Below are 12,920 nucleotides of genomic sequence, written 5' to 3'. Positions count from 1 at the left end.
GGTGCCTCATTTGCTCGTACCTCGCAAGATTCGTTACGCCGCGCTACATGGCTTCGCCGAACTCCAGGTGGGGCATTCGTAGCGCGGCGTAAGCGGAGCGCACCCGCGAAGCACCGCAAAGCGGTGCCGAAGGTGCCACCTAAAGTGCTTACAGCACTGATTTCTGACTGTATGCCTTGGCTAAAGCCACTAGCGCATTGAGATCACAGTAAGCTTGCGGCTCCATGATTAGCGCTTGGCCCATCAGCACGTTGCGTGCTTCCAGCTTGGCGCGCAGGGCAGTGTCTTCGATCTCTTCGAAGTCGGCATTGTGGGCCAGCGAGAGCACGCGGCGGTGCATTTCGATGCCGCAGTAGGCCAGGGCATCTTCACGGATTTCTTCTAGCAGCGCATCGCAGGCGTCGTCGGCGCTGTTGCCCTGCTCTTCGAACAACGCTCTGGGGAACAGAATGCCGGTGCGTTCGGTTTGCCAGAGGTGGCGAAACTCCTCATCGAAGCGGGTAAAGCAATCGGTGATCACTTCTAAAATCCACGCTTGATAGGCGTCAAGATCGCTCTCTGCACGGTGGGCGGGCTGGCTAAAGTAGGCCATGAAGAAGTTGGCTACCGCCATGCCCAAGTCGAACGCCATGGGGCCGTATTGAGAAAATTCAGGGTCGATGACGCGCACGCTAGTGTCGGTGGCCATGATGGAACCGGAGTGCAAGTCGCCATGCAGCATGGTTTCCGTGTTGGCGGTGAACTTCATCAGCAGCCGCTGCACCTTGGCTTTCAGGCGGGCGTTGCGGCGCAGCTCGTCCACCACCGGCGATAGCTCGGGCGTGTGGCGGTTCATCTCCGCGCCGTAGTAGGGGTCGGTAAACACCAGCGATTCGGTGATCGCCGGAATCGCCACGTTGCCGGAGAACAACCCAACATCGGCTTTCTTATCCGGGCTTGCCATGGAGAGTTCAGAGCCGCGAAACGCTGTGCGCGCACAAAACTCACCCAACGTAGCGCCCAGCTCCGCCACCCGTTCGCCGCTGATCAGCTTGCGCCGCAAAATCACGTGCGGATACAGATACTCCATCACGATCAGCGCCTGGGGCTTGTCGAAATGGTACACCTCGGGGGCCACGCCGGGCGCGCGCTTGGCTTGACGCACCAGTGCGTAGTATTCGAAATGGGCGCGATAAAGCGGCAGCGGCCAGCTCTCGCCCACCATGCGCACATAGGGCAGTGCCTGCTTGACCACCACGCTGCCGGTGCTGCCCGTCACGATGAATACCAGGTTGAGGTTGCCGTCGCCTACTTCACGAATGTGCCACTCGGCAGGGTTGCCGCCCACGCGGCTGGCGACTGCCTCCACACCGCCTAGCCGTTGGCCAAGGGTGTCCACTCCCAACGCTTGATAAGTCTGCTCGTTTGCCACCGATGATTCCTCGCACAAAATGGATGTGTGTTTGTCATACCCCGGCAACGTTGTCAATTCAGTGCAGCATGATGGGGGCGCTACACCACTGGCTGCATCACTTTTTAAAATGCATTTCGCTCAGTACGCTTCTACACACCTCCTCTAACGCTTCGACGCCACCTGTCATGCCGCCAAGCCTATCGCCAACAACGCCAACGCCCGCAATGCGGGACGTTGGGGCTATTCCATTTACAACACTGGCGTGATTAGCCACCCGCAAAAGAGGCGTACATAATCACCACCAACACCACCAGCACGATACCGGTAGGCACCGCGCCTTTCCACGGGGTGAGATCGACATCGCCGGAGTCTTCCTGCACCCAGTCCGTTGCGCGGGGGCGCAGCTTACCGATCACCAGCATGACCGCCACTAGCAGCACGAACACCGAAGCGACGAAGTGGAACTCGTGCATCACCATGGGCAGCTTGTTGAACGGCGGCACGAAGTAGCCCGCCGCAATCAGCAAACAGCCGCCGACCAGCGCTACTTTCGCGGCCATGGGCGGTACGCGTTTTGTCAGCAGACCCACCAGCACCACGGCAAGAATTGGGATGAAGTAGATCGCGTTCATCTTCTGCAGGTAGCCGAACAGGCTGTCCTGACCCGCCAGCAGCGGCGCAATAATCATGGTGGTAATCGCCATGGTCCAGCCAAACACCTTGCCAGACTTCACCACCTGCTCTTCCGTCGCATCTTTTTTCAGCACGCCTTTGTAGATGCCCAGGCTGAAGATCGTCGTGGTGCTGTTCAGCGCAGAGTTAAACGAGGAGAGAATGGCCCCGACCATGACGGCGGCAAAGAAGCCGGTCAGGTAAGGCGGCAGCACGTTGAATACCAGGTGGCCATACGCTTCATCGGCGCGAATGCCCTGGTCGGCATACAGGTGGTAGGCAATGATGCCGGGCAGTACTAGGTACAGCGGCCCCAAAAGCTTGAAGAAGCCGGTGAGCAGCACGCCTTTCTGGCCTTCAGCGAGGTTCTTGGCGGCAAAGGTGCGCTGGATGATTTGCTGGTTGGTGGTCCAGTAGAAGAGGTGAAGCAGCAGCACGCCGGTAAAGATAGTCGAGAACGGTACCTGCTGATCTGGCCCGCCCATGGAGTTGAACTTGCTGGGGTCGCTCTCTTTCAAGATGCTCCAGCCTTCCATCACGCCGCTGCCGCCGCTCACCGCCTGTAGGCCAAAGTAAACGATCACGAAGCCGCCAATCAGCAGACCAACCCCGTTTAAAGTGTCAGAAACGGCAACGGTACGCAGGCCGCCAAACAGCGCGTAGACCGCACCAATCAGGCCCACCGCCCATACCGTCGCCCAGAGCAGCGCAGTGTTGGATTCAATGCCGGTCAGGCCCTGTAAGTCCAGCATGCCCTGAAGGCCGATGGCCCCGGAGTAGAGGATGATCGGCAGCAGCACCACCGCGTAGGCAATCAGGAAGATAACGTTGGCAATCAGCTGCGTGCCTGTATCAAAACGGATCGCAAGCAGCTGCGGCAGCGTAGCAATGCCGCTTTTCAAAAAGCGCGGCAGGAAGAACAGCGCCAGCGCCACCAGGGCAATCACGGCGATCACTTCCCACGCCATGACGCTCAAACCATCGGTAAACGCGGACCCGTTCAGCCCCACCATCTGCTCGGTGGAGAGGTTGGTCATCAGCATGGACGCTGCGATCAGCGGAAAGGTCAGCGTGCGGCCTGCCAGGAAATAGCCGCTGGTGCTGCGGTGGTCATCACGCCGCGTGATGCGCCATGTGACAAAGGCCACCAGGCCCGTAAAAAACAGAAACGATGCCAGGGTTAGGGCATGCATGAGGGGAAGTCCTTCGAAGCGGTCGCGTCTAAAGCGGTGCCCAACACGGGCACGAAGAGCGGTATCAAGCGATACGACACGGTGAGTTTAGGTAAAAATACCAATTATCGCGGGATTTTAAGCAGGTGACACGTTTCATCTATTAGCCTTTAGTCGCAACAAAAGTCAAAAAATAGGTTTTTTTTACTACTTACCAAGCGGCGCGACGAAAGGCGATGGATGATTGCCGCTCTCCGGCTAAGCTATGTCACAATGTCGATTGCTTATTGACCACACGTCATTAACTACAAGGATGCACACCGCCATGTTGCACTACCTACAGGGATTACCGTCTTTCTTCGCCTACCTGCTTGGCGCGCTCGCGCTGCTGGTGGCCTTTATGTACTGCTATAGCCGCCTAACCCCGCACCACGAGTGGGCACTGATTCGAGCGGGCAATGCGGCGGCCGCCACCGCTTATGGCGGCTCTATCCTGGGTTTCACCCTCCCGCTCTACAGCGCCATGGCCCACTCCATTAGCTATATCGACTTCATTCTGTGGGGCGTGGTGGCCTTCGGCGTGCAGATCGCCACGTTCTTTGGCCTAAAACTATTTCTACGCCGCCAGGGCGAGAGCTTGTCTCAGCACATCACCGAAGGTCATCAAGCTTACGGCACGCTGGTGGGCAGCATCTCGATTGCCGTGGGCTTAATTAACGCGGCTTCAATGACCTGGTAACGGAGCGCCATCATGGAAAAGCAGTCTCACCCTACCCACCTGCCACGTCGTAAACGTAGCGCACGCCTATCGCTTGCGATGATGGGAGCGAGCGCCTTTGGCTTAACTGCCTGTACCCAGCCAGCAGAAGATGAGCACTTAACCGATGTGCGCTTTGATGAGCCGCAAAGCTTTCAAAGCGTAGAGGATTGCGTCGCAGCCAACGTCTACACCCGCAGCGCCTGCGAAGACGCCTACGAGGCCTCGTTGGCGTCCGTCCCCCGCTTCGACACCCTAGAAGCCTGCGAAGCCGAACACGGCGAAGGCGCCTGCGCAGCCCCCACCGACGAGCAGGCCCAGGCCGCAGGCGGCGGCAGTTGGTTCATGCCTGCCATGATGGGCTATATGGTCGGTAACATGCTGGCGAATACCAGCCGAGGGCGCTCGTTTGAGCGCGTGTATCAAGAGCCGGTCTACCGCAACCGCCAAAACCAGGGCAACTGGAATGCTGCGGCCAGCCAGGCGACGCAACGGGTCAATCAGCGTAACGAGGCCCTGCGCAGCTCGGTGGTGCAAAACCGCCAAGCCACGACACGTCGCGGTTTGGGCACACGATCGGCCTCTTGGGGTTCCTAGCGTTTTGGGGTATTGACCACCGTTTGGGAGCTACCATGCTGCGCATCAACGTCTCTGAACGCCCGCAATGGAAAACCCTGGCCAAAGAGCTGGGGTTTCATTTCCATACCATTGATGGCGAACCCTACTGGAAAGAGGACGCCTACTACCAGTTCACCCTGGAGCAGGTGGAGCAAGAGATCGAAGCACCCACCGAAGCCCTGCACGAGATGTGTATGGAGCTGGTGGATAAGGTCTGTCACTCCAATGCCTTAATGCAGCGCCTCGCAATCCCCGAGCATATGTGGGACCTCATCCACCACTCCTGGCGCAGCGGGCAACCGCCCCTCTATGGGCGAATGGACTTTGCCTATTCAGGCAACGGCCCCGCCAAGCTGTTAGAGCTGAATTACGATACGCCCACCTCGCTCTATGAAGCGGGCTTTTTCCAGTGGGTGTGGCTGGAGCAGGCGATTGAGCAAGGCATCCTGCCCCGCCACGCCGACCAGTACAACTCGATTCAAGAACGCCTGCTCAATGCCATGGCGCATCTGGGCGACCGCTTGGAAAACCGCACCCTCTACTTCTCCTGTGTAAAAGGCAGCGACGAGGAGCGCGCCACGGTCAGCTACTTGCAGGATATTGCCCTACAGGCAGGCTTACAGGCGCCGTTTATCTACATCGAAGACATTGGCGTGGCCCCAGGAGTCGAACACTTTGTTGACCTAGACGACCAACCCATCACCGCGCTGTTTAAGCTCTATCCGTGGGAAGAGATGGCGGTAGAAGCGTTTGGCGAGGCGGTCACGCAACTCAACACCCACTGGTTCGAGCCGCCCTGGAAAGCCGTGCTCTCCAATAAAGGGATTCTGCCGCTGCTGTGGGAAGAGTTTGAAGGGCACCCGAATCTGCTACCAGCGTATTTTGAAAAAGATAGTCACTCGCCGCTGGAAGCAGGCTGGGTGCGCAAGCCGTTTTTCTCACGGGAAGGGAGCAATATCAGTTTGATAACGCCCAGCGGCCAGCAAGAGAGCGTGGGCGGGCCTTACACTGATAACCCGTGGATACGCCAGGCGTACCACCCGCTGCCGCGCTTTGGCGACAAGCACGCGCTAATTGGCAGTTGGGTAGTGGGCGACCGCGCGTGTGGCATGGGCATTCGCGAAGACGTGGGGCGTATTACCAAGGATACGTCGTGTTTTATTCCCCATGCCATTATTTAGTTGCTCGATCATTCTTTTTTCTAGCAACCGATTAAGTGCCTTTTCAAAATTAATCGCGTGATCAGTTCCGTAACCACCGAACCACCCAACGCGCTGGCTAACCCTACGCGATGCCGAGGGGCCATGGCAGCTAGGCATTACCGGCGACAGTGAGATGATGCGCCTGCCCTCCGCCGCGATCTACCCACTACCGCCACTGCTGGCTGCCCGCTCCCGCCATCCGGCGCTGTGCGGCATCGCCCTGGAAGGGGAGCAGCTCACTCTGCTCCTAAACGGAGCTCGGCTAAGCCCACCTTCCGCCACTGCTTCAACCCACCAGCCATAAGCAGCGCATTGGGCTACCCTTCTCTACCTGGCTATGCGGATCAATCACCGCCAGCGCATCGGCCGCAATGCAGGAAGAGAGCACCGCTGAGTTTTGATCATCAAAGGCATCGGCCTCAATGCCCTCGGGCGTAAAGCGCAGCGCCACCCGCATATAGTGCTGGCGCGGGCCGGTGTCGGTGGTAAAGGTCGCGGTGGCGGTTAGGCACGGAAGCTCCGCCAGCGCAGGGCAGCCCAGTAGTGCCCCCATCAGTGGGCGTAGAAATAGCCACGCGCCCACAAACCCCGACACCGGGTTACCCGGCAGCCCCACAAATCGAGCATGACTGCCATCGTCGCGGGGCAAGCGACCCAGCGCTAGCGGCTTGCCGGGACGAATCGCCAGCTTCCACATATCGAGCTGCCCAAGAGACTCCAGCGCCGCTTTGACGTGGTCCTCCTCCCCGACGCTGACGCCACCGGTGCTCACCACTACATCGGCCTCGGCAGCGGCGTGGTTCAACAGCGCCACGGTTTGGGCGTAGTCATCGGGCACGCTCACCAACTGCACCACCTCGGCCCCGAACGTCTCCAGCAGCCGCTTGAGCATTGGGCGGTTGGAGTTATACAGCTGACCCGGTTTTAACGGTGTGCCGGGGTCGACGATCTCATCACCCGTGGAAAGCAGCGCCACCCGTGGGCGGCGTCGTACGCGAACCTCGGTGATGCCCTGCCCCGCCAAATGCCCTAACGCGGCGGCTTCCAAGCGTTCGCCAGCATTGAGCAGCACATCGCCTTGGCGCACGTCGCGGCCCTGCAGGCGAACGTTGTCTCCTTCAGGCACGTCCACGGGGATGAGCGCCTCGCCGTTCTCCTCAGCCACCCGCTCCTGCATCACCACGCAGTCGGCACCTGGCGGAATCTGCCCGCCGGTAAAGATTCGTGCGCAGGTGCCCGCCGCCAATGGCCGTGCCGTACTGCCCGCGGCAATCCGCTGGCTCACCGGCAGCCGCTTACCCGCGTCTAACGCGCACAGCGCATAGCCATCCATCGCACTGTTATCGAACGGCGGCACGTCCAGCGTGGCCGTGACCGGTTCGGCCAGCACGCGGCCAGCGGCGTCGCTCAACGCGACCCGTTCGGCATCGAGCGGCGTCACGTCGGCCAGCAGCGCTTCCAGCGCCGCTTCAATCGGCTGCAGATCAGCCATGCTGCCCCCGACCGGGAATCACCAGGTTGGCAAAGTTGCAGGGCTTATGGCGGCTATCGAGCTGTTCGGCCAGAATGCCATCCCAGCCGGTACGGCACGCACCGGTAGAGCCCGGCAAACAGAACACCACCGTGGCGTTAGCGAAGCCACCCAATGCGCGACTCTGGATCGTGGAGCTGCCGATCTCATCGCCGCTGAGCTGGCGAAAACGCTCACCAAAACCTTCGATACGTTTATCCAGCAGCACCGAGACCGCTTCGGGGGTGGAGTCGCGCCCGGTAAACCCTGTGCCGCCCGTGGTTAGCACCACCTGCACGCCGGGGTCGGCAATCCACTGCGCTACCACCGCACGGATCTGGTAAACGTCATCCGGTACGATCCGCTTATCCGCCAAACGGTGCCCCGCCTCAGTTAGCCGCTGCACCAGCGACTGCCCCGAGCGGTCGGTCTCTTCCGTCCGCGTATCGGAGACGGTGAGCACCGCAATGTTCAGCGCTTCCATGGCATCCATGGCGCTACTCCTTGTGCTCGTTGGGGGAGGCGTTGGCCTTTTTCTTGGCTTGGCGCGCTTCAAGAGCAGCCAGCTGTTCCGGCGTTGCCTCACCCTGGTGATTGGCTTTCCACTCGCTGTAGGGCATGCCGTAGACGTACTCGCGGGCGGCGTCCAGCTCAAGCTCGGTGCCGCGCTCATCGGCGGCGGTCACCAGCCACTTGGAGAGGCAGTTACGGCAGAAATCCGCCAGAATCATCAGGTCGATGTTCTGCACATCTTTATTGTCGTCCAGATGCTTAAGCAAGCGCCGAAAGGCGGCGGCTTCCAGCTCAGTGCGGGTGGTGGCATCCAGTTCGTCAAATGTCGCCATGGTGATTCCTCTTTCAAAAGTCATTGGAGTGCAGCATAACAAAAGACACCGCCCGAAGGCGGTGTCGAAGGGCGTTCACGTCCACTTATCTCGACGGCGTGACTCAGCTTGGCTTGGCTGCTGAAGGCTCACCGCTGCCGCCCGCTTTACGTGCGGCCAGTTCCTCTTCACTAACGGTCTGATCTTTAACCGCTTCATACCACAGGTTGTGGTGTTCTTTAGCCCAGGTTTCATCCACGTAGCCGGTGGTCATGCCTTCCAGCGCGCCTTCCGTACCTAATGTGCCGATGTAGATATGGCCCAGCGAGACGGCGGTCAAGCCCAGCGCGCCCACGGCGTGGATGATGTTGGCCCACTGCATGGTGTCGCGGCCCTGGTCAAAGTTGGGGAAGTCGAGCACGAAGCCACTCGCCACCACCAAAATGCCTACCGACGCTAGCAGCCAGTACCAGGCTTTTTCGCCACCGTTGGCAAAACCAGCATCTACATGGCCTTTGCCAATCATACCGCCGCCCTTTTTGAACCATACCCAGTCGTGCTTCTTGGGAATGTTCTCTTTGATCAGGCTAATCAGCATGATGACCAGCAGCACGCCAAAAATCGGCCCCAAGTAGTTGTGTAACACCTTGGACGCCGCGACCATCCAGCCCCAGACGGCATCGCCGAACAGCGTACGGAACACGAACTTGCCCAGCAGCAGGTTCAGCCCGGTCAGCGCCAGCGTGATGAACAGCGTCGCCACGGTCCAGTGCAGCGCGCGCATTAGCAGCGACCAGCGCAAGAGCTTGCGGCCCGTGCGCGGCTCTTCCAGGTATTTACGGCCAACGATGAAGTAAAACAGCGCAATCATCGCGGCCATGCCGCCGATGGCGATCAAGCCAAACGGCGATACCCAGCGATTGCGCAGTATCCGCCACGTTTCGCCGCTGGCGTTGATCAGGTTGTAGTTACTCTCGTGCCGGGAGTCACGGTAGTTCGGTCCCGTCTCGCCACTGCGTACTTGGCGCCACTGATCCGCCGTGATGCCGGGGGCGGCGGTGGTCATTTCGCGATCCGGGTCGGCTTGCGCCACGGCCATGTGGGTGACCCCCAAACTCGCAACCAACAGCACCAGCATTAGGCATAGACGCCAGCCACGCTGTAGCCAGCTAGCGGTGCCGCTAGGTGCCCGTGAGGGCACCTTTGTCATGGTCAACGTTGTCATGACACGCCTCCTTACCCTTTGCGGGCAGCATCATAGGCAAGGTTGTCAGTGCTAGCCCGAGGATTGTTCGACCACGCACCATCTTTATGGCCACGGTGTACCACGCGCTGGCGGAAGATATCGGCCACATCCTGCGCATCACCGGCCAGTAGCGCTTTGGTAGAGCACATTTCAGCACACAGCGGCAGTTTGCCTTCCGCGATGCGGTTGGAGCCGTACTTCTGGTACTCCTCTTCTTTGGTTTCCGCAGGGCCACCGGCACAGAAGGTGCACTTGTCCATCTTGCCGCGCTCGCCAAAGGCGTTCTGCTGGGGGAACTGCGGCGCGCCGAAGGGGCAGGCGTATAGGCAGTAACCACAGCCGATGCACAGGTCCTTGTCGTGCAGCACGATGCCATCGTCGGTTTTGTAGAAGCAGTCGGTAGGGCAAACCGCCATACAAGGGGCATCATCACAGTGCATACAGGCAACGGAAATGGACATTTCATCCGCTTCGCCGTCGTTCAGCGTGACCACGCGGCGGCGCTGGATGCCCCACTCGACGTCGTTGGCATTTTTACAGGCGGTGACGCAGCCGTTGCACTCGATGCAGCGCTCGGCGTCACACATAAATTTCATTTGAGCCATGGTGTTCTCCTCTTGCCGGTGCGGGCGTGCCCGCACCGGCATGCTGTCAGGTCAGGTCTTATTAGCTGGCGCGTTCGATACGGCAGATGGTGCACTTGGTCTCTTGCATCAGTGTCACCGGGTCGTAGCCGTAGGTGGTGGCGGTGTTGGCCGCTTCACCAATCACATAAGGAACGGTGCCTTCCGGGTAGCGGTCGTGCAGGCTTTCGCCCTGGAACACACCGCCAAAGTGGAACGGCATAAACGCCACTTTACGATCAACGCGGGGCGTGACCAGCGCTTTCACCTTGACGCGGCCGCCCTCGGCGCCTTCGACCCAGACATCGTCACCGTCACGTACGCCGATATCGTTGGCGTCGGCAGGGTTCATCTCGACGAACATTTCCTGTTGCAGCTCCGCCAGCCACGACATGGAGCGTGTCTCTTCACCGCCACCTTCATACTCCACCAAACGGCCGGAGGTCAGGATGATCGGGTAGTCCGCGCTGTTGTCGCGCTCCTGGATGGTTTTGTACATCGTGGGCAGACGCATGATGGAGTCAAAGTCGTCCCACGTGGGGTAGCGCTCAACCAGGTCACGACGGGTGGTGTAGAGCGGCTCACGGTGCTTCGGCACCGCATCCGGGAACGTCCACACCACGGCACGGGCCTTGGCATTACCATAAGGCGCACAGCCGTGTTCGATAGCAACGCGCTGGATACCGCCGGAGAAGTCGGTTTTCCAGTTTTTACCTTCAGCAGCCTCTTTCTCTTCGGCCGTCAGGTCATCCCACCAGCCCAGGTCTTTCAGCAACTGGTCGTTGAACTCCGGATAACCGTCGTCGATGTCGCCGCCTACCGGGGCCGAGCCTTCGGCCAGCAGGTTGACGCCGTTACGCTCGATGCCAAAGCGGGCGCGGAAGCCCATGCCGCCCTCCATCACGGGCACGCTGGTATCGTAGAGGTTCGGGGAGCCCGGGTGACGGAATTCCGGGGTGCCCCAGCAAGGCCACGGCAAACCGTAGTAGTCGCCATCGGCAGGGCCGCCCTGGGCACGCAGGTTCTCAAAACTGAAGGTGTGCCAGTTTTGCTGGTGCTCTTTCAAGCGCTCTGGGCTTTGGCCGGTGTAACCGACGGTCCACATACCTCTGTTAATTTCACGCAGAATATCTTCGATCAGCGGCTCGTCGCCGTTCATTTCATAGTTCTTGACCAGCTCATTACCGAAGCCCAGCTTGCGGGCAAACAGGTACATGATTTCATGGTCGGGCTTGGACTCGAACAGCGGTTCGATGACTTGGTCACGCCACTGGATCGAGCGATTGGTGGCAGTCACACTACCGGTGGTTTCAAACTGCGTGGCAGCGGGCAGCAGGTAGACGCCGTCGGTGCGGTCGTGCATGACGGACGCGACAGTGGGATAAGGGTCGACGATGACCATCATCTCCAGTTTCTGCATCGCCTTTTGCATTTCAACGCCGCGGGTTTGCGAGTTGACCGCGTGGCCCCAGTAGAACATCGCTTTCAGCGCGGTGCGCTGGGAGATGTTTTCGTCCTCTTCCAGCACGCCATCTACCCAACGCGATACGGTAATACCGTTGGAGTACATGGGCTTGCCGTCGGCGTACTCGGTGTCGTCGAAGCGGCCTTTCAGCCACTCGTAGTCTACGTCCCACACATTGGCCCAGTGCTGCCAAGCGCCTTCTGCTAAGCCGTAGTAGCCCGGCAGTGAATCAGACCCCAGGCCCAAATCGGTGGCACCCTGTACGTTGTCGTGACCACGCAGGATGTTGGCACCGCCGCCAGACTTGCCGATGTTGCCCAGTGCCAGCTCCAGGATGCAGTAGGCGCGGGTGTTGTTGTTGCCGGTGGTGTGCTGAGTACCGCCCATACACCACACCACGCAGCCAGGACGATTGTCGGCCAGACGCTTGGCCACGTCGAACATCTCTGCTTCGGGCACGCCGGTAATGTCTTCGACGACGCTGGGTGGGAACTGGGCGACTTCGGCCCGCACGTCGTCCATGCCGTACACGCGCTGGTTGATGTATTCGCGGTCTTCCCAGCCGTTTTCGAAGATGTGCCACAGCAAGCCCCAGATGTAGGCCACGTCAGAACCGGGGCGAATGCGCACGTACTTGTTGGCTTTAGCAGCGGTGCGGGTAAAGCGCGGGTCCGCGACGATGATGTCGCAGTTGTTGCGCTCCTTGGCGATCAAAATGTGCTGCATGGCCACCGGGTGGGCTTCACTGGGGTTGGAGCCAATGAAGAGCATCGATTTGCTGTTATGCATATCGTTGAGCGAGTTGGTCATCGCTCCGTAACCCCAGGTATTCGCAACGCCCGCCACAGTGGTGGAGTGGCAAATACGCGCCTGGTGATCGGTGTTGTTGGTGCCCCACATGGAGGCGAGCTTGCGCATCAGGTACGCCTGCTCGTTACTGAACTTGGCCGACCCCAGCCAGTAAACGCTGTCGGGGCCGTGGGCGTCGCGCAGTTCCAGCAGCTTGTCGCCAATCTCATTGACGGCGTCGTCCCAGCTCAGGCGCTGCCATTCACCGGCGACCAGTTTCATCGGGTACTTCAGGCGGCGAGTGGAGTGGCCGTGCTGGCGGAGCGACGCACCTTTGGCACAGTGAGCGCCACGGTTGATCGGGTGGTCGAAGGCGGGCTCTTGCTTGGTCCAGATGCCCTCTTGAACCTCGGCATACACACCGCAGCCTACCGAGCAGTGGGAGCAGATGGTGCGCTTCGTTTCTACCGGGGAGTCGAGTACCGGCGTTTTATCAGCCGCTTCGGTGCGCTGCATCATCGGCGCGCCCATAAAGCCTGCCGCTGCCACCCCACCGGTGGCCACACCCGTGCGCTTTAGGAACTGACGACGGGAAATACCCAACCCAGTGGTAGCGGGGGTGTTCGTTTTGCGAGTTAGACGCATGGCA

12 protein-coding genes are annotated in these 12,920 nt (G+C 59.9%); 4 read left to right on the top strand and 8 right to left on the bottom strand.

What is annotated here, in order from left to right; translation table 11 throughout:
- Positions 1 to 148: 148 nt before the first annotated feature.
- Complete coding sequence (gene mtnK, locus A3220_RS02185) at positions 149 to 1,411, bottom strand: S-methyl-5-thioribose kinase (protein WP_062372837.1); 1,263 nt, start codon at positions 1,409 to 1,411, stop codon at positions 149 to 151.
- A gap of 248 nt (positions 1,412 to 1,659) precedes the next feature.
- The gene (locus A3220_RS02180; protein ID WP_062372834.1) at positions 1,660 to 3,258 is read right to left on the bottom strand and encodes a solute:sodium symporter family transporter; all 1,599 of its coding nucleotides are present in this window, start codon (positions 3,256 to 3,258) and stop codon (positions 1,660 to 1,662) included.
- Positions 3,259 to 3,562: 304 nt separating this feature from the next.
- Here A3220_RS02180 and A3220_RS02175 point away from each other — a divergent pair, with 304 nt between their 5' ends.
- The 4 genes from A3220_RS02175 (at position 3,563) to A3220_RS17395 (ending at position 6,118) form a co-directional block, all read left to right on the top strand.
- The gene (locus tag A3220_RS02175; protein WP_044630035.1) at positions 3,563 to 3,976 is read left to right on the top strand and encodes a DUF350 domain-containing protein; all 414 of its coding nucleotides are present in this window, start codon (positions 3,563 to 3,565) and stop codon (positions 3,974 to 3,976) included.
- 12 nt (positions 3,977 to 3,988) lie between these two features.
- On the top strand, positions 3,989 to 4,591 hold the full coding sequence (locus A3220_RS02170) for a DUF1190 domain-containing protein (protein WP_062372832.1): 603 nt from the start codon (positions 3,989 to 3,991) through the stop codon (positions 4,589 to 4,591).
- A 35-nt stretch (positions 4,592 to 4,626) separates the two neighbouring features.
- Positions 4,627 to 5,793 (top strand): glutathionylspermidine synthase family protein, encoded by a 1,167-nt coding sequence (locus tag A3220_RS02165; RefSeq protein WP_062372829.1) that lies wholly within the window; start codon positions 4,627 to 4,629, stop codon positions 5,791 to 5,793.
- Positions 5,794 to 5,947: 154 nt separating this feature from the next.
- The gene (locus A3220_RS17395) at positions 5,948 to 6,118 is read left to right on the top strand and encodes a hypothetical protein (protein ID WP_164834374.1); all 171 of its coding nucleotides are present in this window, start codon (positions 5,948 to 5,950) and stop codon (positions 6,116 to 6,118) included.
- Here A3220_RS17395 and glp read toward each other — a convergent pair.
- From glp to A3220_RS02135, 6 genes are all read right to left on the bottom strand, one after another.
- Positions 6,101 to 7,306, bottom strand: a complete 1,206-nt coding sequence (glp, locus tag A3220_RS02160) for a gephyrin-like molybdotransferase Glp (RefSeq protein ID WP_062372828.1) — start codon at positions 7,304 to 7,306, stop codon at positions 6,101 to 6,103. The two genes, A3220_RS17395 and glp, sit on opposite strands and share 18 nt — an antisense overlap.
- The gene (gene moaB, locus A3220_RS02155; RefSeq protein WP_016915144.1) at positions 7,299 to 7,817 is read right to left on the bottom strand and encodes a molybdenum cofactor biosynthesis protein B; all 519 of its coding nucleotides are present in this window, start codon (positions 7,815 to 7,817) and stop codon (positions 7,299 to 7,301) included. Before moaB ends, glp begins: the two co-directional genes overlap by 8 nt.
- A 4-nt stretch (positions 7,818 to 7,821) precedes the next feature.
- Positions 7,822 to 8,169 carry a DUF1244 domain-containing protein gene (locus A3220_RS02150; protein WP_062372825.1) on the bottom strand — a complete coding sequence of 116 codons (348 nt, stop codon included), beginning with the start codon at positions 8,167 to 8,169 and terminating at the stop codon, positions 7,822 to 7,824.
- Positions 8,170 to 8,272: 103 nt separating this feature from the next.
- The gene (locus A3220_RS02145) at positions 8,273 to 9,373 is read right to left on the bottom strand and encodes a formate dehydrogenase subunit gamma (protein WP_054645124.1); all 1,101 of its coding nucleotides are present in this window, start codon (positions 9,371 to 9,373) and stop codon (positions 8,273 to 8,275) included.
- Positions 9,374 to 9,384: 11 nt separating this feature from the next.
- Positions 9,385 to 9,999: a formate dehydrogenase FDH3 subunit beta gene (gene fdh3B, locus A3220_RS02140; protein ID WP_054645125.1), complete on the bottom strand. Its 615-nt coding sequence runs from the start codon at positions 9,997 to 9,999 to the stop codon at positions 9,385 to 9,387.
- Between the two features lie 61 nt (positions 10,000 to 10,060).
- The gene (locus A3220_RS02135) at positions 10,061 to 12,916 is read right to left on the bottom strand and encodes a molybdopterin-dependent oxidoreductase (RefSeq protein ID WP_062372821.1); all 2,856 of its coding nucleotides are present in this window, start codon (positions 12,914 to 12,916) and stop codon (positions 10,061 to 10,063) included.
- Positions 12,917 to 12,920 lie beyond the last annotated feature (4 nt).

Origin of the sequence: Halomonas sp. KX33721, assembly GCF_001596805.1 — a bacterium.
Classification (GTDB): Bacteria; Pseudomonadota; Gammaproteobacteria; order Pseudomonadales; family Halomonadaceae; genus Vreelandella; species Vreelandella aquamarina.
The sequence above is the reverse complement of the archived record's forward strand: the minus strand, read 5'-3'. Positions and strand labels throughout refer to the sequence as shown.

Coding starts and splice junctions, on each gene's coding strand:
- A3220_RS02145 (WP_054645124.1), bottom strand. CDS start 9,373: ATGACAACGTTGACCATGACAAAGGTGCCCTCACGGGCACCTAGCGGC.
- A3220_RS02170 (WP_062372832.1), top strand. CDS start 3,989: ATGGAAAAGCAGTCTCACCCTACCCACCTGCCACGTCGTAAACGTAGC.
- fdh3B (WP_054645125.1), bottom strand. CDS start 9,999: ATGGCTCAAATGAAATTTATGTGTGACGCCGAGCGCTGCATCGAGTGC.
- glp (WP_062372828.1), bottom strand. CDS start 7,306: ATGGCTGATCTGCAGCCGATTGAAGCGGCGCTGGAAGCGCTGCTGGCC.
- moaB (WP_016915144.1), bottom strand. CDS start 7,817: ATGGATGCCATGGAAGCGCTGAACATTGCGGTGCTCACCGTCTCCGAT.
- A3220_RS02150 (WP_062372825.1), bottom strand. CDS start 8,169: ATGGCGACATTTGACGAACTGGATGCCACCACCCGCACTGAGCTGGAA.
- A3220_RS02175 (WP_044630035.1), top strand. CDS start 3,563: ATGTTGCACTACCTACAGGGATTACCGTCTTTCTTCGCCTACCTGCTT.
- A3220_RS02135 (WP_062372821.1), bottom strand. CDS start 12,916: ATGCGTCTAACTCGCAAAACGAACACCCCCGCTACCACTGGGTTGGGT.
- A3220_RS02180 (WP_062372834.1), bottom strand. CDS start 3,258: ATGCATGCCCTAACCCTGGCATCGTTTCTGTTTTTTACGGGCCTGGTG.
- A3220_RS02165 (WP_062372829.1), top strand. CDS start 4,627: ATGCTGCGCATCAACGTCTCTGAACGCCCGCAATGGAAAACCCTGGCC.
- A3220_RS17395 (WP_164834374.1), top strand. CDS start 5,948: ATGATGCGCCTGCCCTCCGCCGCGATCTACCCACTACCGCCACTGCTG.